Below are 21892 nucleotides of genomic sequence, written 5' to 3'. Positions count from 1 at the left end.
AATACATTTTGGAGCGTTTTCCTAACAAATTAATCCTTTTACAGTATTAAGACTTTACTAATTTATCTCTTTTTATTTTAGTTGTAGCACTGTTTCTTACCACACCTTTTACTTGTAAATCATCTAAAACATTCAATGCTTCTTCTACATAAACATCTTTAGATAATGCCTGATGCCAAGCCTCTCTTTTTTCTTTTAATGTAGCATCACTTTTCATTTCAAGCTCTTCGTAAGGCAATGATTTAAAAACCAAATTGTTTTTGTAATCTGAAATTGGTTTGTATTTTTTACCTTCAGTTTCTACTTGCTCCTGAGTTGCTTTGAAGTTTTTGATGTTTAAACTATACGTATTCTCCTTATTCTTAACATCAATCCATTTTGCGTTGTCTTCGATCAATTTAAACTGTGCATTTTGAGCAATTCTGTTTTTACTGCTTTCAATTGCTTTAGTAAAATTTGTATTCGAATGCCATGTGCTATAATCAGCCGGATCTATTTTGTCCCAAGGCATAGCATTGTCGATATCGCGTTCTCCCATTTTTAAGTAGGCATAACGATCCGGCATTACCACATCACTATGAACTCCTTCTAACTGAGTAGAACCTCCGTTAATTCTATAGAACTTTTGTCCTGTAATCTTCAAGGCTCCTAAATCTCCATAATTTGCATTACGAACAAATTGATTCAGATCCAGAACATTCTGAACTGTTCCTTTTCCGTAGGTTTGTTTACTACCAATGATAACCCCACGTTTGTAATCCTGAATTGCTGCCGCCAAAATCTCTGAAGCCGAAGCTGAGAAACTGTTTACCATAATTACTAATGGTCCGTCCCACTCCACTTTTTTATCTTTATCGTACAGTACTTCTTTCTTTTTCCCTGCAGATTTCACCTGAACAATTGGTCCTTCTTCGATAAATAAACCGGCAATATCAACAACAGTCGATAAAGATCCTCCTCCATCGTCACGCACATCAAGTACGATACCGTTTATATCTTCTTTTTTAAGTCTTTCTACTTCAAGAGCAATATCTTTTCCGGCATCACGACCGTCTTTATTCTCAAAATCGATATAGAATTTAGGCAGATAAATTACTCCGTATTTTAATCCGTTTCTTTCTACAATACTGGATTTTGCGTATGTTTCTTCAATTTCAACTACATCTCTGATAATTGAAATGATCTTAATTGTACCGTCTACTTTTTTAACGGTAAGTTTAACTTCTGTTCCTTTGTGTCCTTTGATTTTTTTCACAACATCATCCAAACGCATTCCCACAACATCTACAGGCTCTTCGTTTCCTTGTGCCACTTTCAGAATTAAATCTCCTGCTTCAAGTTGTTTTCCTTTCCATGCCGGACCTCCTGAAATTAACTCATCAATTTGAGTGAAATCATTTTTCTTAGTCAATCTTGCACCAATACCTTCCAGTTTTCCACTGATATTAACATCGAAACGATCTTTATCTTCAGGCGCAAAATAGCTGGTATGAGGATCAAAACGAGTCATGATTGAATTTACATATACTGAAAACCAATCTTCTTTATTCAAATCTTTAATCAGGCTAAAATTGTCATCTAAAGATTTCAGTGAGCTTTCACGTGTTTCTTTTTCCAGAGTTTCAAAAGTTTTCTCCTTATAATTCGGATCTGTTTTCTTTTTATCCTCTTCTAATTTTTGTTTAGTCACAAGCGAAGAAAGTGTAGATAACTTAATTTGTTTTCTCCATCTTTCGTTGATCTCAGCTGTATTTTTGGCATACGGCAATTTGTCATAATCCGCATTAAAAGTCTCATCAATATCGTAGTTGAAAGGCTGTGCTAAAATTGTCTTATAACGTTTTTTGCTTTCCTCCATTCGTTTCATCAATCTTGTATAAGTAAGGTTGAAGAACGTTAAGTCTTTATTTAAAAACTGATCGTCCAATTGCAATTCATATTGTTTGAATTCGTCAATATCCGATTGCAGGAAGAATCTCTTCGAAGGATCTAATGCTTCGATATAATCTTTAAAAATTCCCTTAGAGAATTCATCATTTATTTCTGCAGGACTATAGTGTCCTTTTTCAATGACAAATGCTAATAATTCTAAAAGTGTTTTATCTCTATTCGGGTCCGGATCTACTGATTTGTCTGCATTTATTTTAAAGGCAAACAACGTCAATGACAAGCATAATACGGCTATAAGTATTTTATAATTTCTTTTCATAAACTTAATAATAGCATTCATCAAATTTTTTAATCTAAGTTACGGTAAAAACTGTGCCAACAAAGCCAAGCCCGCTATAATTTTTTGTTAAAGGTATAAAAATGTTTGACGCGCAAAAATCTTCTTCAAATTAGTTGACAAATTTTGCACTTTTTGTTCGTTTTCTACCGAAATCTGTCACTACATTTGCTTAAACCCCTTATATAACCTTACGATTTTAGCATGAAAAATGAGAAACCCCTAATATTAGTTACGAATGATGATGGTATTTTAGCTCCCGGAATAAGAGCTTTAATCAGTGTGATGGAAACTATTGGCGAAGTCGTAGTAGTAGCTCCGGATAAGCCTCAGAGTGCCATGGGTCATGCCATTACCATAAACAACACTTTATTTCTTGACAAAATTTCTAAAGAAGAAGATGTAGTAACGGAATATAGCTGCTCAGGAACTCCTGTAGATTGTGTTAAACTGGCTGTCAATGAAATTTTAAAAAGAAAACCGGACTTGTGCGTTTCAGGGATCAATCACGGGTCAAATTCTTCTATAAATGTGATTTATTCCGGTACGATGAGTGCTGCTGTAGAGGCCGGTATCGAAGGGATTCAGGCAATTGGGTTTTCTTTACTGGATTTTGACTGGAATGCCGATTTTGAACCGATCAAGTCGTTCGTTAAAAACATTACTTTAGAAACTCTGCAAAACAAACTCCCTCCGGGTGTGGTTTTAAATGTAAATTTCCCAAAACTAAAAGAAGAAGAAATCAAAGGAATAAAAGTTTGTCGTCAGGCGAAAGCATACTACGCACAAAAATTTGACAAAAGACAGACTCCTTTCGGTAAGGATTATTACTGGCTTACCGGAAAATTCACAAACGAAGATCAAGGTGAAGATACTGATGAATGGGCTTTAGAAAACGGATACATTTCAATTGTTCCGGTACAGTTTGATCTGACCGCTCATCATACCATGCAGCAGCTTAATACCTGGAAATTAAATGAATAAAAAAGACATTACCATAGGCTTTGTTATTGGAATTTTCACGGCTTTGCTTGGAAGTTTTTTGTTTGTTTCGTTCTTCACCAAATTTGATTTCTTTATGGGAATTCAAACCATCAGGCATCAAGGATATCTCGGAAAAGTAATCACAATCGGTACCGTTTTAGACTTGGCCGTTTTTGGTATTTTTCTAAAAACGAACCGGGAACTGATGGCCAGAGGTGTTGTTTTGGCAGTCATTGTTCTTGCGATTTCAACTTTATTTATTTAAATCTTATCTTTGTGCTGCAAAAATTATTTTGCGTTTAAAGTTGGAAACACACTTTCAAAAAAATCAATATGAAGTACTACATAATAGCTGGTGAAGCGTCAGGAGATTTACATGGTTCTAATTTAATGAAAGCACTATATGAGGAAGATCCTCAGGCGGAAATTAGATTTTGGGGCGGTGATTTAATGCAAAAAGCCGGCGGAACTCTGGTAAAACATTACCGCGAACTGGCTTTCATGGGGTTTGTTGAAGTTCTTTTCAATTTAAAAACCATATTAAACAATATTAAAATTTGCAAGAAAGATATCACAGCATTTCAACCTGATGTTTTGATTTTTATAGACTATCCCGGTTTTAATATGCGTATTGCAAAATGGGCCAAAGCTTTACATTATAAAACGCATTATTATATTTCTCCGCAAATCTGGGCCTGGAAAGAGAATCGTATCAAGGCAATCAAAAATGATATTGACAAGATGTTTGTGATTTTACCTTTCGAAAAAAGCTTTTACGAGGACAAACATCATTTTCCGGTCGATTTTGTTGGGCATCCTCTGATTGATGCTATTCAGAATCAGCCTTCTTTTGACGAAACAACCTTCAGAAAAGAAAACCAACTGGGAGAGAAACCTATTATTGCAGTTTTACCCGGAAGCCGTCAACAAGAAATCACAAAAATGCTAAGTGTGATGCTAAGCGTTGTGGATGATTTTCAGGATTATGAATTTGTAATTGCCGGTGCTCCAAGTCAGGATTTTGAGTTTTATCAGCAATTCATCAGCAATAAAAACATCAAATTTGTATCGAACAAAACGTATGATTTGTTACGCTCTTCAACCGCAGCTCTGGTAACATCCGGAACAGCTACATTAGAAACGGCTCTTTTTAAAGTGCCCGAAGTAGTCTGCTACAAAGGAAGTGCTATTTCCTATCAAATTGCCAAGCGCATTATCACGCTAAAATATATTTCACTTGTCAATTTAATCATGGATGAAGAAGTGGTTACAGAATTAATTCAGAGTGAATGTAACACGAAACGAATTAAAGAAGAATTACAAAAATTACTGACTTCTGACTATCGCGAAAAATTATTAAAGAATTATGACATCTTAGAGCAAAAACTGGGAGGTGTCGGAGCCAGTAAAAAAACCGCAAAGCTTATTGTAGCTGATTTAAAACACGTTTAAAACTTCTTGCTTTGAAAAGAATCTATTATTTAATACTCATCACTGTCCTTTTTGCTTCCTGTAAATCGGCCTCAACTGCGGTGGGCAACAAAGAATCAAAGCGGGAAAACAGATATACGGTTACGCATTTAATCGAACACGCAACAGACAATATTGGGGTGCGATACAAAGTCGGAGGCACCACCAAAAGTGGCTACGACTGTTCCGGATTAGTGTTTACCACTTTTGAATCAGAAAATATAAAACTACCCCGAAACTCTTTTGAGCAGGCTAAGGTGGGAAGAATCATTAAATTTAATGACGCCCAAAAAGGGGATTTAATTTTCTTCAAAACAAACAGAAGCAAACAGATCAATCATGTTGGGCTTATCGTAGAAGTAAAATCAGATGAGATCAAATTTGTACATTCTTCTACCTCAAAGGGAGTCATTATTTCATCTACTAAAGAACCTTATTATCAAAATTCATTTGCTCAAATCAACAGGGTACTAGAATAACCATATAAAATATATCTTTTTTCTTACAAATAATTTAATACTTTTGACTCATGAAAGTATTAGATTTTCCTTTAACTAAAATTACCATTTGGTTTAGCTGTGGTATTTTGGTTGCTTATTATTACCCGTCAAAATTCTCAGTAGTAACTTCCGTTTTTGTTCTTGGTTTTACTGCTTTTTTACTAGTTTACACTTCCCTTCAAAAGAATAACAAGCGAAGCATCTATTTTGGAATAAGTATCTCTTTCATTTCTTTCCTTATTGGCATTGCAACGCTTTTACTTCATACAGAATCACTGCAAGAATCCAACTATACTCATTGTAAAGAAGTTTTTAGCTCTCCACAAACGATAACTTTTATGGTACGCGAAAAACTAAAAAGCAACGCATACAGCGACCGCTACTATGTGCAGGTAAAGAAAATCAACAACAGGAAGTACTCCGGAAAAATTCTTGTAAATGTAGAAAAGGACAGTGCTGAAAATCCAATTATTATTGGAAACATAATAAAAGCCAAAACCATTTTACAACGTACTAGCGCGAATAAAAACCCAAATCAGTTTGACTACCAAAAATACCTTTCAGATAAACAGATTTATGGTCAGTTGTACCTCAATAAAACAGAAATCGAAGTTAATAAAAAACTTCAAAAAGACATCTGGTATTACTGCGGACGTTTACACTCCAGAATTTATAATAATCTGAAAAAAACAGGTTTTCGTCAAACGGAAATGAACGTTGCACTTGCTCTTATATTGGGACAGCGACAAGAAATTTCAAATGATTTGATTCAGGATTATCAGTTCTCAGGGGCTACGCACATTCTGTCAGTTTCCGGTCTTCATGTTGGTTTTATCATGCTGTTCATTAGTTTTATTTTAAAACCTGTTCCCAACACGCGAAAGGGCTCTTTATTAAAATTGATTTCAATACTGTTATCTCTCGCACTTTTTGCCGTAATCTCAGGATTATCTCCGTCGGTACTTCGTTCTGTTGTCATGTTTTCTTTTCTTGCTGTTGGCAGCCATCTGAGAAGAACAGGAAGCACGTATCATACTTTACTTGTCTCTTTGTTTTTAATCCTACTCTTCGAGCCTTACTTTTTGTTTGATGTTGGTTTTCAGTTAAGTTATCTTGCTTTGTTTTTCATTCTTTGGCTACAGCCTCTCTTAAACAGTATCTGGTCTCCGAAGCTGAAGATTACAAAATTTCTTTGGAATGCACTAACCGTTTCTTTCGCTGCTCAAATAGGCACATTACCTTTATGCTTGTACTATTTTCACCAGTTTCCGGGATTATTTTTTGTTACCAATATTGTTATGATCCCTATATTATCTTTTATCATGATTGCCGGAATCCTAGTATTGCTTATTGCTGTTTTTTGTCCTCCTCCAATGGTCCTCACTGCGATATTTGAAAAAAGTATTTTCTTCTTAAACTATACCATCCATTATATTGCATCACTCTACTGGTTTGTTATTCGCAACATTAGCTTCAACTTTTGTCTTCTTATCTCCTCTTACTTTCTAATTATTTCTGTCATAATCTGGGGTAAGAAAAAAAATTACAATACAACTTTCGCTGTATTGATTTCAATTATAGCATTTCAGATTTCCATGATTTACACCAAGAGAGAAACCGCGACCAAACGTGAAATGATCGTTTTTCACACAAAAAGCAACTCTATAATTTCTCAGAAAAACGGAGGTCGTATCAAAGTGTTTTCAAATGATACTCTTTTACTTCAATCCCCGAAAGCAACTCTTCTAAATTCTTATCTGTCGAGTGATTTTAGCCAATTAAGCACTACTGTCAGCATCAAAAACCTGCTATATTTTAATGGAAAAAAGATCTTAGTGATTGACAGTTCCGGAGTTTATAAAATCAGCTCTCCACCTGACATAGTATTGTTGATTCAATCCCCGAAAATCAATTTAGACCGTGTTCTGAAAGAACTGCATCCTAAAATTATAATTGCAGATGCATCAAATTCTTACTCTATTCAAAAAATCTGGAAAAGCAGTTGCCGTAAAAAAAACATCCCTTTTCATGCCACAGCCGAAAAGGGATTTTATTCTTTAAACTAATAAATCAAACTTAGTCCGAAAAGACAAAATAGTTCGTTTAATTCTACAAGATTCAGGGATTCAGAATTAAATTTGCATCTGCAATCCAAGCTTTTGCGCCACCTTGCTTGTACGGAACCAAACCTAAGTTATTAAAAGTAGTTTTGCCTTTTCTGACGGAAGCCATTAAAAGACATACTTGCGGAAGTTCCTGAATGCCTAAAGCGTTTTTTAACTTGACATTTTGCTCCTTTACCATATCAGATGCTTCTGTATCTGACATATCCAGTTTTACCAAAATGACATTATCACGCGACCATACTGCAAAGTCAGGTGTAACAAAAATTTCACTCTGGATTCTCTGCGAAACTCCGGCAGCAGTGAAAAAAATTAATAAGGGCCGTTTTTGTGAATCACTCGCCATTATAGCATCATTCATATCTGTTTTCCAAATCAAATTTTGCGAATGCAGGCCAAACGAACCTAAAAAAAGTAATAAAATAAGTAATTTTCGGTTCATACTAAATTGGTTTTTTAAGTAGGTTAATGCGACTAAATTAACATAATATCTTCACCAAACAAGTGAAAATCAAATAAAATGAGTTAAAAAAGTAACATAAATTCAAATTCATTAATAAAGTCTTGGATTTTTAAGAAAATAAAAAAATATACCCTTTTAAATAACAAAACCATTGATTATCCGGATAAACTGTTCAAAAAAAAATCCCTTCTCACTCAAGAGCAAAAAGGGAATCTACAAATTAAACTAAGAAACTTAATTTAAATCTTACTACTCACCTGAATGCAAAATTGCATTTGACTCCGCGATCCAAGCTTTTGCACCACCCGGTTTATACGCAATTTTACCTAAAGCGCTAAATGTGGTTTTATTTTTTCTAATCGAAGCACTTGCAAAACAAACTTCAGGCAAGTCCTCCACTCCAAAAGCATTTTTCAATTTGAGCTTTTGTTCTCTATCACTTTCATCCGCTGTACTGTCAGACAAATCAAGTTTTACAAGAATAACGTTGTCACGGGACCAAACCGCAAAGTCTGGAGTTTTAAAAATTTCGTTCTGAAGATTTTCCGGCACACCTGAGGCAGTGAATAAAATTAGCATTGGTTTTTTCTGTTCATTACTAAGCGCAATAGCATCCGTCATATTTGTTTTCCAAACTAAATTCTGCGCCTGCATAAAAATTGAACCTAAAAAAAACAGTAGGATAAGTATTTTTTTGGTCATATTAAATTGGTTTTTGGTTAGAATATTAAGACGAAATTAACATAATATTTTAATTTTCCAATTTTTATTAATACAAAAAATATATTATGTGTTTTTTTAACCAAAATAAATTACAAAATACACAATAAGTGTAAAATTTAGTTATTGCTTTTTCTTACGAAACAAAAAAACTCCTTGCCAAAAGGCAAGGAGTTTTTCTAACTATAATTGTAATTTAATGTTTATGCTACGATTTTTTAGGATGTACAATTCCTTCAGCAACTGTTAACCAGGCAGTCGGGCCACCCGCAACATATCCTGTCTGACCCAATCCTTTAAAATTCACTTTCCCGTCTTTTGACTCTGCGCTTGTGAAATAAATAGTCGGAAATCCCTGAATTCCAAACGCTTGCTGTAATTCATTATTCTGATTTTTAAGCTCTGGTGTCTGAGGCGTTCTTCTTGGATAATCAAGCTCAACCAACACTACATTCTCGCTCGCCCATTTTTTGAATTCAGCGGTTTTTAAAACCTCATTCTGCAAACGAATACACCACCCACACCAGTCACTTCCGGTAAAAAACATTAACAAAGGTTTTTTCTCTTTATTACTAACAGTGATCGCTTCTTTAACATCCGTATACCATTTTAACTCTTGTGCCTGCGTTACAAATGCTCCCGCTAAAAAAAGCGTTATTAAAAATATTTTTTTCATATCCTTTTATTTTACACACAAATTTAAACAAAAAAAGAATCGTAAAATGTCGTCTATTTTACTTCTTGCATTAATTTTCTAATAATTGGCGAAATTGCTAATAATATCAAGCCCGCAACTAGCGAATAAATAGCCAGTTGATAGTAACCTTCTGTATACGATTGTAATTTAGAAATTAAGGTGTCGCCGGTATTTGATCTGGAAATCTCGGCTCCCAGTTTACCCGCAGCCAACTGTCCAAAAGCACTTGCCAGGAACCACAACCCCATCATCATTCCGAATAATCTTTTTGGAGATAATTTGGTAATAATTGACATTCCGATTGGCCCCAGACAAAGTTCCCCAATAGTGGTTATCAGATAAGCAAACGTAAAGACATTTAATGAAGCAATTCCGTTAGCATCAGCAAAGAATTTAGTCAGATAGAAGATGTAAAAGGAAGCTGCCAGGAATAAAAACCCAATTCCGAATTTAATTAAAGTATTCGGTTCAATTTTCCGTTTCCCTAACCAAATCCACAACAAACCAATAAGCGGACTTAAAACTACTACAAAAAAAGTATTCGAACTGTTGTTCACAACGTTGGGATCAATTGTAAAAAACAACAATTTATTATTCAAATTATCTTTTGCAAAAAGCGATAACGATCCACCACTTTGTTCGTAAATAGAATTGAACAGGAAATAGAAAAATACAAACAGAAAAGCAGCAAAAAGCTTCTTTTGCAATTTAGAATCTCCCAGTTTAAACAATTCATAAGCAAAATACAAAACAGCAACTGTACCAATAGTATACATAAAATAATCCGTATACTTCGTATTCTTAACCATTATAAAAATAAAAGGCAAACTCAAAATAGACACAGCATATACGGCTATCTCACGAATTCGTCTCTTTTGTGGTGTTAAATTCAATAACGGAGAATCACCAATTGGTCCTAAATATTTTTTAGTAAACAAGAAGGTGATCAACCCTAAAAACATTACAATTGCAGCGGATAAAAAGCACAATTGCCAAGAATAAAACTTCCCTAAATACACACACAAAGCACCACCAAAAAGTCCGCCAACATTTATACCGGCATAAAACATCCCATAACCTGCATCTCTTCGACCATCATCTTCACGATACAATTCTCCGACCATCGAGGAAACATTGGGTTTAAAAAAACCTGTCCCAATAATAGAAAAAGCAATTCCGTAATAAAAGAAATCATGAGGCGCAATAGCAATCAAAAGGTTCCCCAGAATCATGATGATTCCTCCAAAAAACAACGATTTTTTAAATCCTAATACTTTATCGGCAAAAATACCTCCAATAAATGTAAAGGCATATACAAAAGCCTGAATAGCACCATACTGCTCGCTGGCATGATCTTCTTTCAAGAAAAGCTGATCAACCATAAAAATAACCAAAACCCCACGCATTCCGTAAAAGCAAAAACGCTCCCACATTTCGACAAAAAACAAATACCATAATTGTTTCGGATAATTGCCTTTAAAATTTTGAATTTCTTCTAAAGTGATTTTTTGCTCCATTTATTTATAAATAATTAATTAATTCCTCTCTCTTTCATCACTTTGTTAAGTTGCTTTACTAAAGCAAACATCAATATTGTCGCAAACATTAACAGCGCAAAATTTATCCAAAAAAAGTTGACTTTATTGTCGTAACTATCCCACATACTGGCTAAAACACCACTTAGTTTATTCCCTATAGAAGTTGACAGAAACCAGCCTCCCATCATTAAAGAAGTTATATTAACAGGACTTAATTTGGAAACTACTGATAATCCCATGGGACTCAAAAACAATTCACCAATTGTTATAATACCATAATTCGCTACTAACCACCATGCACTAACTTTCTCTGTACCGTTACCCCCAATTTTTACAGCAGCTATCATAACCAAAACAGACAGCGCCGAAATCAGCAAACCGAAAGCAATCTTTGTAGGTGTTGAAGGTTCTTTTTTACGCATTCGTAAAAAAGAGAAAAATGCAACGACCAAAGGAGTTAATATAACGACCCAGCCCGGGTTGATAGACTGACTTAAATTTGTTGCCCAAAGATGAACCTTAGCACCTTCTGCCGGTAATTTATCCGGAGCAACATTTCTAAAATATAAAGGATAATTGACTTCTTTCTTAACCACTCCGTTTACTTTTTGCAAACGAAACTGATCGTCGTATAGTTCCGTAGAGTCCTTTTTATATTCGACCTCTTTTGCCAGTTTTAGCTTTGCAATTACCTTACCTGATGTTCCAGTTACCTCTCTGTCAGTATATCGATCTGCCCAGGTAGTAAGCGCCGAGCCATTAAGCTTAAAGACTGCCCAAAATAAAATCACTACTCCAAAAATAGCCAATAAAGCTCCTATTGATCGCTTATCTTCTGTTTTTGCTTTAAAATAAAGCGAACCGTAAAAGAGGACTATTGGAATACATGCAAAAATGAAAGCGTCTGTACTGTCTGAACCAAATATAGAACTATTCACATTAGCATCGGAAGCTACTCCTTTTATCAACCAGCCAATTGCTCCAAAAACAAAAGAGGGCAATAAAATAAACAGTATAATTTTATAAAAAGGCATATCTCCTTCCTGCACTCCTTTTTTCTGGTCGTGTCCCACATAATGCTTCGTACCCAACAAAAACACAATAACACCTATAAACATTCCGACACCGGCAGCCATAAAAGCCCAATGCCATCCCAAAAGGATTTGCAAAGCAGCTCCAAAGAAATTACAGATAAAGCCTCCAACATTAATCCCCATATAGAAAATATTGTAACCTTCATCTTTTTTATCTTTATACTCTTCTTTAGAATAAAAACTGCCCAGTAATGTAGAAATATTGGGTTTAAAAAAACCATTTCCAACAATTATCAAAGTCATGGCGATATAAAGCATGGTCAAATCATGCACTCCAATTAAGAAGTAACCAACCCCCATTAAAATTCCGCCAAGGATGATTGATTTTCTATATCCTAAATACCGATCGGCAATTAGTCCGCCAATAAACGGCGTCAGAAAAACCAAAGCAATAAAAGTCCCGTATAAATCAGAAGCCTCTTTCTCGGTCATAGCAAAACCGCTCTTTACATCTTTCAGATATAAAGTAAAAATTCCGATCATTAAATAATAACCAAAACGTTCCCACATTTCAGACAGAAACAGGAATGGCAATGCTTTTGGGTGTTTTTTCCACATAACTATAAAGTCTTTAAAATTAAAATTACCTACAAGCCTAAACCTGTAGGTAATTTTTTATATATGATTACGATTTATGTTATCTAACACCATGCATCATTCTTTTCAGAAATGGAGTCAAAGCAAATAAAATAATTGCAGCAATACCTGTTAAAACAACAAATACCATGAAGAATTCGTATAAGTTATGAATTTCGAATCCGGCAAAGAAGTGATTATGAGCACTAATTTGGTGGTGCTCTAATAAAGCTAATTGTTCAGCTGTTGGTGTAACTTTGTTATCTAAAACTGCCTGAAGGTCAATTCCTAATTCTTTTGCTTTTGCAAATTTGTCTCCGGTTGCTGGTAAGATTGAACCTAAAGTTCCTCCTAAAGCATAACCTGAAGCATTTGACAAGAAGAATACTCCGTACAATAACGACGCAAAACGTTTTGGAGAAAGTTTACCTACCAATGACAAACCAATTGGAGACAAACATAATTCAGCACATGTATTTAAGAAATATAATAAAATAAGCCATTTTACCAATAACAACCCTGATGTTCCGATATAAGAAACCTGAGTCGCGATCATAAAGAAACTAACCGAAATTACCACTAAACCAACGGCTAATTTTACCGGTGAAATTGGTTCTTTACCTTTGGCTCTTAAAGTATCCCAAAGTACGCTAAACGGCACTGCTAATAGCACTACGAATAGTCCGTTAAAAATCTGAACCATTGACGGAGGCATTTGCCATCCGAAGAAATTTCTATCCGTTTGGTTGTCTGCAATAAAAGTCAATGACGAACCTGCCTGCTCAAAAGCTGCCCAGAAGAAAATAATAAAGAAAGAAACGATGTAAATTACAATAATTCTGTCTCTCTCTACTTTAGTCAAAGAAGTATCCGAAATAATTAATCCGGCCAATGACAAACCACTGGAATAAATCAAAGTATAAATCAAGTTCTGACCTACCACATAATGGAAGAAGAATCCTAAAGCGACAAAAGCGATTCCGGCAATTGTTAAAGCTTTACTTGAGAAATTAGCTTTCTGAGCTTCTCCTTCTTCAAAATCAGAGGCGTCATTTTTAGAAGGCAAACCTCCTAATGGTTTTCCTTCAGGAGAAACCACATATTTATTTTTCAGGAAGTAAAAAAGAATTGTTCCGATAAACATTGCAGCAGAAGCAGCAAGGAATCCCCATCTAAAAGCGTGGATATCTCTAACTCCACCAGCATCTTTAACATCTCCTAACAAAGGGCAAATAGACTGACCTAAAAAAGCACCAATATTGATACCCATATAAAAAATAGTAAAAGCACTATCTAATTTTGTCTTTTCCTGTTTAGGATACAAACTTCCTACCATACTTGAAATGTTTGGCTTGAAGAATCCGTTACCGAATACGATAACTCCTAATGCAGTGTACATAATAATCGTAGCAAACGCTCTGTTACCTTCAAACACACTACCACTGGTAAACAGCAACAATTGTCCGATTGCCATAAGCAACCCTCCTAAGATGATACAATTTCTGTTTCCTAAGAAACGATCGGCAACAAAACCTCCCAACATTGGCGTTAAATAACAAAGCCCAAGGAAACCTCCGTAAATCAAAGAAGCCTCTTCTTCCTTCATCAACAATGAATTTACAAGAAATAAAGTTAATAAAGCTCGCATTCCATAAAAGTTGAACCGCTCCCACATCTCCGTTCCGAATAATACCCAAAGTCCTTTTGGATGCGCTGTTTTTACCTGAGTTTCTCCCATATTCTTTATTATTTATTTAAGGTTTTTAGTTTTGTTTTATAATTATAAATTTTCTTTGATGAAGTTAGTCATTTTGTTGTATAACTGAATCCTGGTCTTTCCTCCATAAATACCATGATTTTTGTCCGGATAGATTTGAGAATCAAATTGTTTATTGGCCTGAATCAATGCTTCCATCATTTGCATGGAGTTTTGCACGTGTACGTTATCATCTGCTGATCCGTGAATCAATAAAAACTTACCTTTTAGTTTGTCAACGTGATTTATTGGAGAGTTCTGATCGTATCCGCTTGCATTTTCCTGAGGAGTCTGCATGTATCTTTCCGTGTAAACGCTGTCATAAAAACGCCAGTTGGTCACCGGAGCAACAGCAATAGCCATTTTAAAAACATCATTCCCCTGAAAAATACAATTTGAAGCCATAAATCCTCCAAAACTCCAACCAAATATTCCAATTCTTGAAGCATCCACATACGGATATGCTCCAATTACTTTTGCGGCGTCAATCTGATCTTCTACTTCGTATTTTCCTAATTCTTTTTGAGTAACTTTTTTGAAATCTGCCCCTTTAAAACCAGTTCCTCTACCGTCAACACAAACCACAATATAACCTTGTTGTGTTAGAGATGCAAACCAATAGTCGTCTGAATTGTTCCAATCGTTGTTTACCTGCTGAGAACCAGGCCCGGAATACTGGTACATGAAAACCGGATATTTTTTTGAAGGATCAAAGTCTTTAGGTTTTAAAATCCACGCATTAAGTTCATTGCCTTTAGCTGTTTTTAAAACAAAAAATTCTTTTGTTGGTAAATTGTAAGCTGTTAATTTAGCAGAAAGTGCCTGATTGTTTTCGATAACCTGAATTTCTTTTCCTGTTTTCGCCTCGTTTAAAGTATAAGTAGTAGGCTGTGTACTGCTTGAGAAAGTATTGATAAAAAACTGAAAGTTTGGACTAAAAGTTGCCGCACTTGTTCCTGTATTTTTAGACAAACGAATTTTATTTTTTCCGTCTAAAGCAATACGATAAATATCTCTGTTGATTGAACCATTTTCTGTAGACTGATAGAAAATTGTTTTATTTTTTTCATCGAAACCGTAGTAAGACACTACTTCCCAGTTTCCTTTTGTAACCTGATTTTTAAGTTTTCCGTTTTTATCATATAAGTAAATATGATTAAACCCGTCTTTTTCGCTGGTCCAGATAAAGCTATTGTCTTTTAAGAAGGTCAAATTATCGGTAACATCCACATAAGCCTTGTCTTTTTCATTCAAAACTACTTTTGTTGCAGCAGTAGTTCCATCTACAAACAACAAATCCAGATTGTCCTGATGACGGTTTAAAACCTGAGCAGATAATACATTGTTATCATTTGTCCATTGTAATCTTGCAATATAAAAGTCATTGTAGTTTCCTAAATCAACTTTTTTACCTGCATTACTCACTGCATCATAAATGTGTAAAGATACTACTGAGTTTTTTTCTCCTGCCTTAGGATATTTAAACGTTTCAATTGTTGGATATAAATCTTTTTGAAAGATTGACATCGAAAATTCCGGAACAGCACTTTCATCAAAACGGATGTAAGCTAATTTTTTACTGTCTTTACTCCAGTCAAAGGCACGAACAAAGGAGAACTCTTCTTCATAAACCCAGTCCGTGATACCGTTAATAACAGCATTTTTCTTTCCGTCGGTAGTAACTGCTGTTGATTTTTTCGAAGCCAGATCATACACATACAAGTTATTCTCTTTTGCATAGGCGATTTTAGTTCCGTCCGGAGAAAAAGTTGGCTCCTGAATCTGAAAATCGAATAATTTGCTCAACGTTTTTGTGGTGATATCGTATAAGAAGTAATCTGCTGTAAACGAGTGACGGAAAATTTGTTTGCTGTTACAGGCAATTAAAATCTTTTTCTCTGAGGCATCAAAAGTATAACTGTCAATTCCTTCAGCAAGATCCTTATGATTCTTTGTATCGATTAAATTGGCTACTTTTTTTAGTGTTGCAAAATCGTACAAATCAATCTGCATGCTTCGGCTGGCCTGATCTACATTTAGTACCGTATATTGGTCTGTATTTTTTAACGATTGCAGTTCATCCATTCCTTTTGCCCGAAATGCTCCGCTATAAATATTCTCGACAGTAATTTTTTGCTGACCAAAAATAGTGGTCACTAAAAATAAAAATATAACAGTAATTTTACCTGTATTCATTAGAATTATTTTAAATATAAAAAAAGAGCCCAATTTTAATAAAAAAAATGAACATAATACCCATTTTAATTGTTAAATGTTAAAAAAAATAACGATTGCGTAGTTTTCAATTTTCAAATACATTGCAAACAAAAGTCTTAAAATAGTATCTTTGCCGCAACTTTATTATTTAAAATACTGAGAATGAACAACGCCGTTGCCGGATTTTCGAAATTATCCAAAAAAGAAAAAATAAACTGGATTGCCAATACCTATTTTTCAAGCCCTGAAGAAGCCCTTTCTATTATAAGAAATTACTGGAATACAGACGAAAAGCTACAGCAATTGCACGATGAATTCATCGAAAACACCATTACAAACCTTTACATCCCGTTAGGAGTAGCGCCAAATTTCCTAATCAACGGAAAATATACCACAATTCCGATGGCAATTGAGGAAAGTTCGGTAGTAGCCGCAGCATCAAAAGCAGCAAAATACTGGTCGACCAGAGGCGGTTTTAAAGCAACGGTTATGGCTACCGAAAAAATAGGTCAGGTACATTTTACCTTCAACGGAGATGCTGAAAAACTGCAGTCTTTTTTCAATCAGATTAAACCTAAATTCTTCACCGACACGCAAAGCATTACTAAAAATATGCAACAACGCGGCGGTGGAATTTTAGACATAAAACTAAAAGACAAAAGAAGTCTTCTGGAAAATTATTTTCAGCTTCACGCTACTTTTGAAACCAAAGACAGCATGGGAGCGAATTTCATCAACTCATGTCTGGAGCAATTTGCGACTACATTAAAGGATGAATTTCACCATTCTGATTTGTTTTCGGAAGATGAAACTCTAAAAGTAATTATGAGTATTTTGTCTAATTATGTACCAAATTGTATTGTTAGAGCAGAAGTTTCCTGCCCTATCGAAGATTTAACAGAAAAACACATTCCGAATCCGCAGGAGTTTGCCGAACGTTTTGTACAGGCGGTTCAAATCGCCGAAGTAGAACCTTTCAGAGCTGTAACTCACAATAAAGGAATTATGAACGGTATTGACGCTGTAATTCTGGCCACCGGAAATGATTTTAGAGCAGTCGAAGCAGGAGTTCACGCTTATGCTTCTAAAAATGGTCAATATTCAAGTTTATCTCATGCTAAAATAGAAGACGGCATTTTTACGTTCTGGCTTGAAATTCCTTTAGCACTGGGAACGGTAGGCGGATTGACTTCTTTGCATCCACTGGTAAAACTATGTTTTGATATTCTTGAAAAACCTTCTGCAAAAGAATTAATGGAAATCGTTGCAGTTGCCGGTCTCGCACAAAACTTTGCTGCCTTACGTTCCTTAACTACTACCGGAATCCAGGAGGGACACATGAAGATGCACCTGAACAATATTATCAATCAATTTGAAGCAACTGAAGAAGAACGTCATTTAATTAAAACTCATTTCAAGAAAAGTGCCGTTTCACATAGCGCTGTGGTGGAGTTTATCGAAAATCTAAGAAAAAAGTAAAAATTTTAAATTCCAAACTTCAAATTCCAAGTTCCAAGGTTAATTGGAATTTGGAATTTATAACGACGTTTCGGGATTGGAATTTAATTTATAATTGAAGAATGAAAACAACTTTTTACAGTAACGGAAAATTGCTTATTTCCGGGGAATACCTTGTTTTAGACGGAGCTGACGCTTTTGCCTTACCTACCAAATTTGGTCAAAATCTGGTGGTTGAAAATGGCACAAACCAGGAAATCAGCTGGAAAAGCTATGATTTTGACGGACAGCTATGGTTTGAGGATTCAATTCCTTTTTCAGAGATCATCGACAATCCAAAATCAGAAATCGAGACTGTAAAAACGACTTTGATTCAAATTCTTCATGAAGCTTATCTTCTGAACCCGGAGTTCCTAAAAGATACTGATGGTTACAGAATCAGCACCCATCTTACATTTCCTAAAAACTGGGGATTAGGCACTTCGTCAACTTTATTGAACAATGTTGCGCAATGGACGAAAATCAATGCTTTTACTTTGCTAAAAAACAGTTTTGGAGGTAGCGGTTATGACATAGCCTGTGCACAAAATGACACGCCAATTGTTTATCAAATTGAAAATAATGCTGTAAAACCGATCTCTTTTAACCCGGATTTTACAGATAAAATTCATTTTGTATATCTCAACAAAAAACAGAATAGTAAAGCAGCCATAAAAGCCTATTACAACAATAAAAATCAAAATTTAGCGCAAAATATAGCCGAAAACAACAAAATTACTTCTAGCCTTATCAATGCTAAAACAGCAAAGGAATTTGCTCTTGCTGCTGAAAAACACGAGGTTCATTTAAGCGATATTCTGGAAATGGAAACCATCAAAGAGATTGCTTTTCCCGATTTCAATGGAGTCGTAAAAAGCCTTGGTGCCTGGGGTGGAGATTTTGTGATGGTGATCTCCAAAGAAGACCCCAGATCTTATTTTGCTTCAAAAGGATACGAAACCATCCTGAGTTACGAAGAAATGATTCTGCAAAAATAAAGTCATCAAATTTTAACCGATCTAAAACCAACAGAAAGGAGATTTTAATTTACTTTTTTACTTTCGCGATCTTTGGTTTCCAGTTTTCTGACTTTTTGATTTTCCTGCTCATTAGATTCTCTAAGTGTGTTGTGCAGTCGCTCAGCCATTTTTTCTATGTTATTGGTTATAGAATCATAAACCTCTTCCATTCTGCGATGCTTCTCTTCTTTTATTGCCTTCAAAACGTCATCCACAAAAGCTTTATCATACTTCTCCGCAACTGAATCCCTTGTATTGGTTAGTCGGATTACATAATCATTACCTAAGACCGTCACTTTAAAATGCTGCTCTTCGTTACTTAAATAATACTTCCCTCCTAATTCATCCCCATTGATTTCGGTACTGCTCAATTTTAAAAGCTCTGTTATTATTCCGAAAATATGATTTTCAATCTTAGAATAAGCTCTGGGCTTTCTTTTCAACAGCTTAAACATAAAGATGGAATGCTAGATTACTAAAGTATTTATTCATCAGTCTTAAATGGGTTTTGTTTGAATTTTAGATTATAATTTCAACAAATTAACTGTAATATTCTTAATACTACAAACTTTTAACCAAAATTCCTCACAAAAAATCTAAAAACACAAACAACAAAACTCCTTTAACCCTCATCAATACGTAACAAAAAAACCGAAACATTCTGTTAGATCGTTTCGGTTTTAATATTTCTATTGAAGTCCAGAGACATATATTGTTAGGATAATACAAATAGACATTTTTTTTTAAAACTTCTGTTATCATATATCTTGCTTAAACAAAAATAGCACTTACACAGAATCTCAATCACAACTAGTAATAAACATAATCTCCAATCACTTTAACTACAATCCACTTTTCTTTTTCTTTTTTCATGATTACAACTTGTGGCTGATCACTATTTCCAAAATCAACTATATTAAAATAAAAAATAATGTACTTTCTATTCCTATAATACATGGGCTCAGAAATTATTATAATTTTATAATTTAGGTTATTAACATACTTATCCAGAAAAGCCCCTTTCATAATTAAACCTCGGCCTTTCTCTAAAATAAGATTATAGCCAGGAAAATCTTCTTCCTTCCAATATCTTTTTATTGTATCATATGCGTATCTTTTATACATTTTTTCCCAATGCTTCTTCGCAAACAGACCATCTGTATAATCAATATCCTCGACAATATGCTCTAGTCCCTCACCTCCATTAAAAATTCGCAATCCTAATAAATTAGGTTCTTTGTCAGCCTGCAAAATATACTTTCTCGTTCTATCTATTTTCTTAGTTTCTAAAAATGCATTTACAGGCTCATAATTTTTAATATATGGGCTGCCGGCACAAGACATCATAAGAAATGCTAATATTACAGCTACAGTTTTTAATTGTCTCATAATTTTCATTTTATACATGGTTTTCCCACAGGAGAAGTAACTCCATATTGCTCCCCTTTCCTTTCTGCAGTTATTCTGGCGAAAATTCTTTCACGTTCTTTATGGGAATATATTCGCTTTTTGAAGTCCTTCCAAAGCCAAATCCAGATACACCTGAGAGTCAGCCGGGAAATGCTTTGGGAATCTTCTAGTTCCAATCTGTTTATCAATAAAAAACCTCTTCCCACATTGTTCTATCAACAATCCATTTTCCTTTTTCTTTTTTCATAACTACGACTTGCGGGCTAGAGCCACTACTGAAATATGATGTGCTTAAATAAAACATAATATATCTTTTATTTCTATAATACATAGGTTCAGAAATTATCATAACTTCATAGTCTAAATATTTAGCACTCTTATAAGGAAGCTTGGGCCAGTCTCTACTATTCTCTAAGATAAAATCATATTTCGGGAAATCTTCTTTCTTCCAGTATTTCTTAATCGTATCATTGATATACCTTTTATACATTCTTTTCCAATGTTTTTCTACAAACAAACCATCGTTAATATAATAATGAGGGTCTGCTATATGCTCAGATCCTTCACTCCCGTTAAAAATACGTAGTACTATCGCATTAGATGCTTTGTCTGTTTGCAGAATGTATTTTCCTCCTTTTCCTATTATTCTTTTATCTATTATTTCTTTTTCCAGGAACACATTAATCGGTTCATAATTTTTTACATATTGTGTACCGGTACAGGATAAAATAAAAAAGGGAATAATTACGAGTAATACTTTTAATTGTTTCATCATTTTACTTTTTACAGGGTATCCCAACGGGAGAGTTTACATCATATTGAGTTCCCAATTTTTCGGTATTAATTCTAGCTAAAATCCTTTCTCCATCTTTAAATTTTTTATTGTTAGGATCATCAGGAAAATTTTCATTAAATACGTGGGTTCCTTGAAGTCCTCCCCAATTCATGTCGAGATAGACCTGTTTAATAAGAACTGAAGAAAAGACTAGTTTTAAATTCAATATTTAAACTATACGCTAGTAATAAACATAATCGCTAATCACTTTAACTACAATCCACTTTTGCTTTTCTTTTTTCATGATTACAACTTCTGGCTGATTACTGCCAAAAAAAGATGCTATATTAAAATAAAACATTACATACTTTCTTTCCATATAATACATAGGTTCAGAAATCATTACAACATCTTCAATCTTACTATTCATATATTTATCGTGAAATGCCGATCCAAATAAACCTTCCTTACTTTCTAATATAAAATCATACTCAGGAAAATCTTCCTTTTTCCAATATCTTTTTATTGTATCAAACGCGTATTTTTCATACATTTTCTTCCAATGTTTTTCTACAAATAAACCATCTTTATAATCTATAGGTACATTTTGCTCTCCAACATGATCAGGTCCTTCACCACCATTAAAAATTCTCAAAGCTTGTTTATTTGAAACCTTATCCGCTTGTAAAATATATTTCTTTCCTCTTTCTATCTTTTGAGTTGCTAAAAATGCATTAATAGGCTCGGAACTTTTAAGATATTGTGCATTAGCACATAAGAAAAAGAAAAAATAAATTGTAGTAAATATTTTTTTAGACTGTTTCAT

20 protein-coding genes are annotated in these 21892 nt (G+C 34.4%); 7 read left to right on the top strand and 13 right to left on the bottom strand.

The window, feature by feature from the left end; translation table 11 throughout:
• Positions 1–46 precede the first annotated feature (46 nt).
• Positions 47–2230 carry a carboxy terminal-processing peptidase gene (locus M4I44_RS07005; protein ID WP_017494804.1) on the bottom strand — a complete coding sequence of 728 codons (2184 nt, stop codon included), beginning with the start codon at positions 2228–2230 and terminating at the stop codon, positions 47–49.
• A 201-nt stretch (positions 2231–2431) separates the two neighbouring features.
• On the opposite strand from M4I44_RS07005, the gene surE reads away from it, so the two are divergent.
• From surE to M4I44_RS06980, 5 genes are all read left to right on the top strand, one after another.
• Complete coding sequence (gene surE, locus M4I44_RS07000) at positions 2432–3211, top strand: 5'/3'-nucleotidase SurE (protein ID WP_249966899.1); 780 nt, start codon at positions 2432–2434, stop codon at positions 3209–3211.
• Positions 3204–3476 (top strand): hypothetical protein, encoded by a 273-nt coding sequence (locus M4I44_RS06995; protein WP_249966898.1) that lies wholly within the window; start codon positions 3204–3206, stop codon positions 3474–3476. The genes surE and M4I44_RS06995 overlap by 8 nt, the downstream gene beginning before the upstream one ends.
• A gap of 68 nt (positions 3477–3544) precedes the next feature.
• Positions 3545–4663: a lipid-A-disaccharide synthase gene (gene lpxB / locus M4I44_RS06990; RefSeq protein ID WP_249966897.1), complete on the top strand. Its 1119-nt coding sequence runs from the start codon at positions 3545–3547 to the stop codon at positions 4661–4663.
• An 11-nt stretch (positions 4664–4674) separates the two neighbouring features.
• On the top strand, positions 4675–5160 hold the full coding sequence (locus M4I44_RS06985) for a C40 family peptidase (RefSeq protein WP_249966896.1): 486 nt from the start codon (positions 4675–4677) through the stop codon (positions 5158–5160).
• Between the two features lie 50 nt (positions 5161–5210).
• Positions 5211–7247: a ComEC/Rec2 family competence protein gene (locus tag M4I44_RS06980; protein WP_249966895.1), complete on the top strand. Its 2037-nt coding sequence runs from the start codon at positions 5211–5213 to the stop codon at positions 7245–7247.
• A gap of 52 nt (positions 7248–7299) precedes the next feature.
• On the opposite strand, the gene M4I44_RS06975 is transcribed toward M4I44_RS06980, so the two are convergent.
• The 7 genes from M4I44_RS06975 to M4I44_RS06945 form a co-directional block, all read right to left on the bottom strand.
• Positions 7300–7746 carry a hypothetical protein gene (locus M4I44_RS06975; RefSeq protein ID WP_017494798.1) on the bottom strand — a complete coding sequence of 149 codons (447 nt, stop codon included), beginning with the start codon at positions 7744–7746 and terminating at the stop codon, positions 7300–7302.
• 270 nt (positions 7747–8016) lie between these two features.
• Positions 8017–8469, bottom strand: coding sequence for a hypothetical protein (locus M4I44_RS06970; protein ID WP_017494797.1), 453 nt, complete (start codon positions 8467–8469; stop codon positions 8017–8019).
• A gap of 226 nt (positions 8470–8695) precedes the next feature.
• Positions 8696–9163, bottom strand: a complete 468-nt coding sequence (locus tag M4I44_RS06965) for a thioredoxin family protein (RefSeq protein ID WP_089076823.1) — start codon at positions 9161–9163, stop codon at positions 8696–8698.
• Positions 9164–9216: 53 nt separating this feature from the next.
• Positions 9217–10701, bottom strand: coding sequence for a peptide MFS transporter (locus M4I44_RS06960; protein ID WP_249966894.1), 1485 nt, complete (start codon positions 10699–10701; stop codon positions 9217–9219).
• Positions 10702–10715: 14 nt separating this feature from the next.
• Positions 10716–12374 carry a peptide MFS transporter gene (locus M4I44_RS06955; protein ID WP_249966893.1) on the bottom strand — a complete coding sequence of 553 codons (1659 nt, stop codon included), beginning with the start codon at positions 12372–12374 and terminating at the stop codon, positions 10716–10718.
• A 79-nt stretch (positions 12375–12453) separates the two neighbouring features.
• Positions 12454–14130: a peptide MFS transporter gene (locus M4I44_RS06950; RefSeq protein ID WP_017494793.1), complete on the bottom strand. Its 1677-nt coding sequence runs from the start codon at positions 14128–14130 to the stop codon at positions 12454–12456.
• A gap of 42 nt (positions 14131–14172) precedes the next feature.
• Positions 14173–16344 (bottom strand): S9 family peptidase, encoded by a 2172-nt coding sequence (locus tag M4I44_RS06945; protein WP_249966892.1) that lies wholly within the window; start codon positions 16342–16344, stop codon positions 14173–14175.
• A gap of 183 nt (positions 16345–16527) precedes the next feature.
• On the opposite strand from M4I44_RS06945, the gene M4I44_RS06940 reads away from it, so the two are divergent.
• On the top strand, positions 16528–17844 hold the full coding sequence (locus tag M4I44_RS06940; RefSeq protein ID WP_017494791.1) for a hydroxymethylglutaryl-CoA reductase, degradative: 1317 nt from the start codon (positions 16528–16530) through the stop codon (positions 17842–17844).
• 101 nt (positions 17845–17945) lie between these two features.
• On the top strand, positions 17946–18860 hold the full coding sequence (locus tag M4I44_RS06935; RefSeq protein ID WP_249966891.1) for a GYDIA family GHMP kinase: 915 nt from the start codon (positions 17946–17948) through the stop codon (positions 18858–18860).
• A gap of 44 nt (positions 18861–18904) precedes the next feature.
• Here the strand turns inward: M4I44_RS06935 and M4I44_RS06930 are convergent, their stop codons facing one another.
• The 5 genes from M4I44_RS06930 to M4I44_RS06910 form a co-directional block, all read right to left on the bottom strand.
• Positions 18905–19336 (bottom strand): hypothetical protein, encoded by a 432-nt coding sequence (locus M4I44_RS06930; protein WP_017494789.1) that lies wholly within the window; start codon positions 19334–19336, stop codon positions 18905–18907.
• Positions 19337–19691: 355 nt separating this feature from the next.
• Positions 19692–20270 (bottom strand): hypothetical protein, encoded by a 579-nt coding sequence (locus M4I44_RS06925; RefSeq protein ID WP_249966890.1) that lies wholly within the window; start codon positions 20268–20270, stop codon positions 19692–19694.
• 205 nt (positions 20271–20475) lie between these two features.
• On the bottom strand, positions 20476–21066 hold the full coding sequence (locus tag M4I44_RS06920) for a hypothetical protein (RefSeq protein ID WP_249966889.1): 591 nt from the start codon (positions 21064–21066) through the stop codon (positions 20476–20478).
• Between the two features lies 1 nt (position 21067).
• Positions 21068–21238, bottom strand: coding sequence for a hypothetical protein (locus tag M4I44_RS06915; protein WP_249966888.1), 171 nt, complete (start codon positions 21236–21238; stop codon positions 21068–21070).
• Positions 21239–21307: 69 nt separating this feature from the next.
• Positions 21308–21892: a hypothetical protein gene (locus M4I44_RS06910; RefSeq protein ID WP_249966887.1), complete on the bottom strand. Its 585-nt coding sequence runs from the start codon at positions 21890–21892 to the stop codon at positions 21308–21310.

This window comes from Flavobacterium sp. B183 (assembly GCF_023539155.1).
Taxonomy (GTDB): Bacteria; Bacteroidota; Bacteroidia; order Flavobacteriales; family Flavobacteriaceae; genus Flavobacterium; species Flavobacterium tructae.
Note: the sequence above shows the minus strand (reverse complement) of the source record. Positions and strands in the feature narration are given on the sequence as shown.

Excerpts from the sequence above, each read along its gene's own strand:
- M4I44_RS06940 (WP_017494791.1), top strand. The coding sequence starts at position 16,528 with ATGAACAACGCCGTTGCCGGATTTTCGAAATTATCCAAAAAAGAAAAA.
- M4I44_RS06925 (WP_249966890.1), bottom strand. The coding sequence starts at position 20,270 with ATGAGACAATTAAAAACTGTAGCTGTAATATTAGCATTTCTTATGATG.
- M4I44_RS06950 (WP_017494793.1), bottom strand. The coding sequence starts at position 14,130 with ATGGGAGAAACTCAGGTAAAAACAGCGCATCCAAAAGGACTTTGGGTA.
- M4I44_RS06915 (WP_249966888.1), bottom strand. The coding sequence starts at position 21,238 with ATGAATTGGGGAGGACTTCAAGGAACCCACGTATTTAATGAAAATTTT.
- M4I44_RS06970 (WP_017494797.1), bottom strand. The coding sequence starts at position 8,469 with ATGACCAAAAAAATACTTATCCTACTGTTTTTTTTAGGTTCAATTTTT.
- M4I44_RS06910 (WP_249966887.1), bottom strand. The coding sequence starts at position 21,892 with ATGAAACAGTCTAAAAAAATATTTACTACAATTTATTTTTTCTTTTTC.
- M4I44_RS06960 (WP_249966894.1), bottom strand. The coding sequence starts at position 10,701 with ATGGAGCAAAAAATCACTTTAGAAGAAATTCAAAATTTTAAAGGCAAT.
- M4I44_RS06965 (WP_089076823.1), bottom strand. The coding sequence starts at position 9,163 with ATGAAAAAAATATTTTTAATAACGCTTTTTTTAGCGGGAGCATTTGTA.
- lpxB (WP_249966897.1), top strand. The coding sequence starts at position 3,545 with ATGAAGTACTACATAATAGCTGGTGAAGCGTCAGGAGATTTACATGGT.
- M4I44_RS06980 (WP_249966895.1), top strand. The coding sequence starts at position 5,211 with ATGAAAGTATTAGATTTTCCTTTAACTAAAATTACCATTTGGTTTAGC.
- M4I44_RS06935 (WP_249966891.1), top strand. The coding sequence starts at position 17,946 with ATGAAAACAACTTTTTACAGTAACGGAAAATTGCTTATTTCCGGGGAA.
- M4I44_RS06975 (WP_017494798.1), bottom strand. The coding sequence starts at position 7,746 with ATGAACCGAAAATTACTTATTTTATTACTTTTTTTAGGTTCGTTTGGC.
- M4I44_RS06930 (WP_017494789.1), bottom strand. The coding sequence starts at position 19,336 with ATGTTTAAGCTGTTGAAAAGAAAGCCCAGAGCTTATTCTAAGATTGAA.
- M4I44_RS06945 (WP_249966892.1), bottom strand. The coding sequence starts at position 16,344 with ATGAATACAGGTAAAATTACTGTTATATTTTTATTTTTAGTGACCACT.
- M4I44_RS07005 (WP_017494804.1), bottom strand. The coding sequence starts at position 2,230 with ATGAATGCTATTATTAAGTTTATGAAAAGAAATTATAAAATACTTATA.
- M4I44_RS06955 (WP_249966893.1), bottom strand. The coding sequence starts at position 12,374 with ATGTGGAAAAAACACCCAAAAGCATTGCCATTCCTGTTTCTGTCTGAA.
- M4I44_RS06995 (WP_249966898.1), top strand. The coding sequence starts at position 3,204 with ATGAATAAAAAAGACATTACCATAGGCTTTGTTATTGGAATTTTCACG.
- surE (WP_249966899.1), top strand. The coding sequence starts at position 2,432 with ATGAAAAATGAGAAACCCCTAATATTAGTTACGAATGATGATGGTATT.
- M4I44_RS06920 (WP_249966889.1), bottom strand. The coding sequence starts at position 21,066 with ATGATGAAACAATTAAAAGTATTACTCGTAATTATTCCCTTTTTTATT.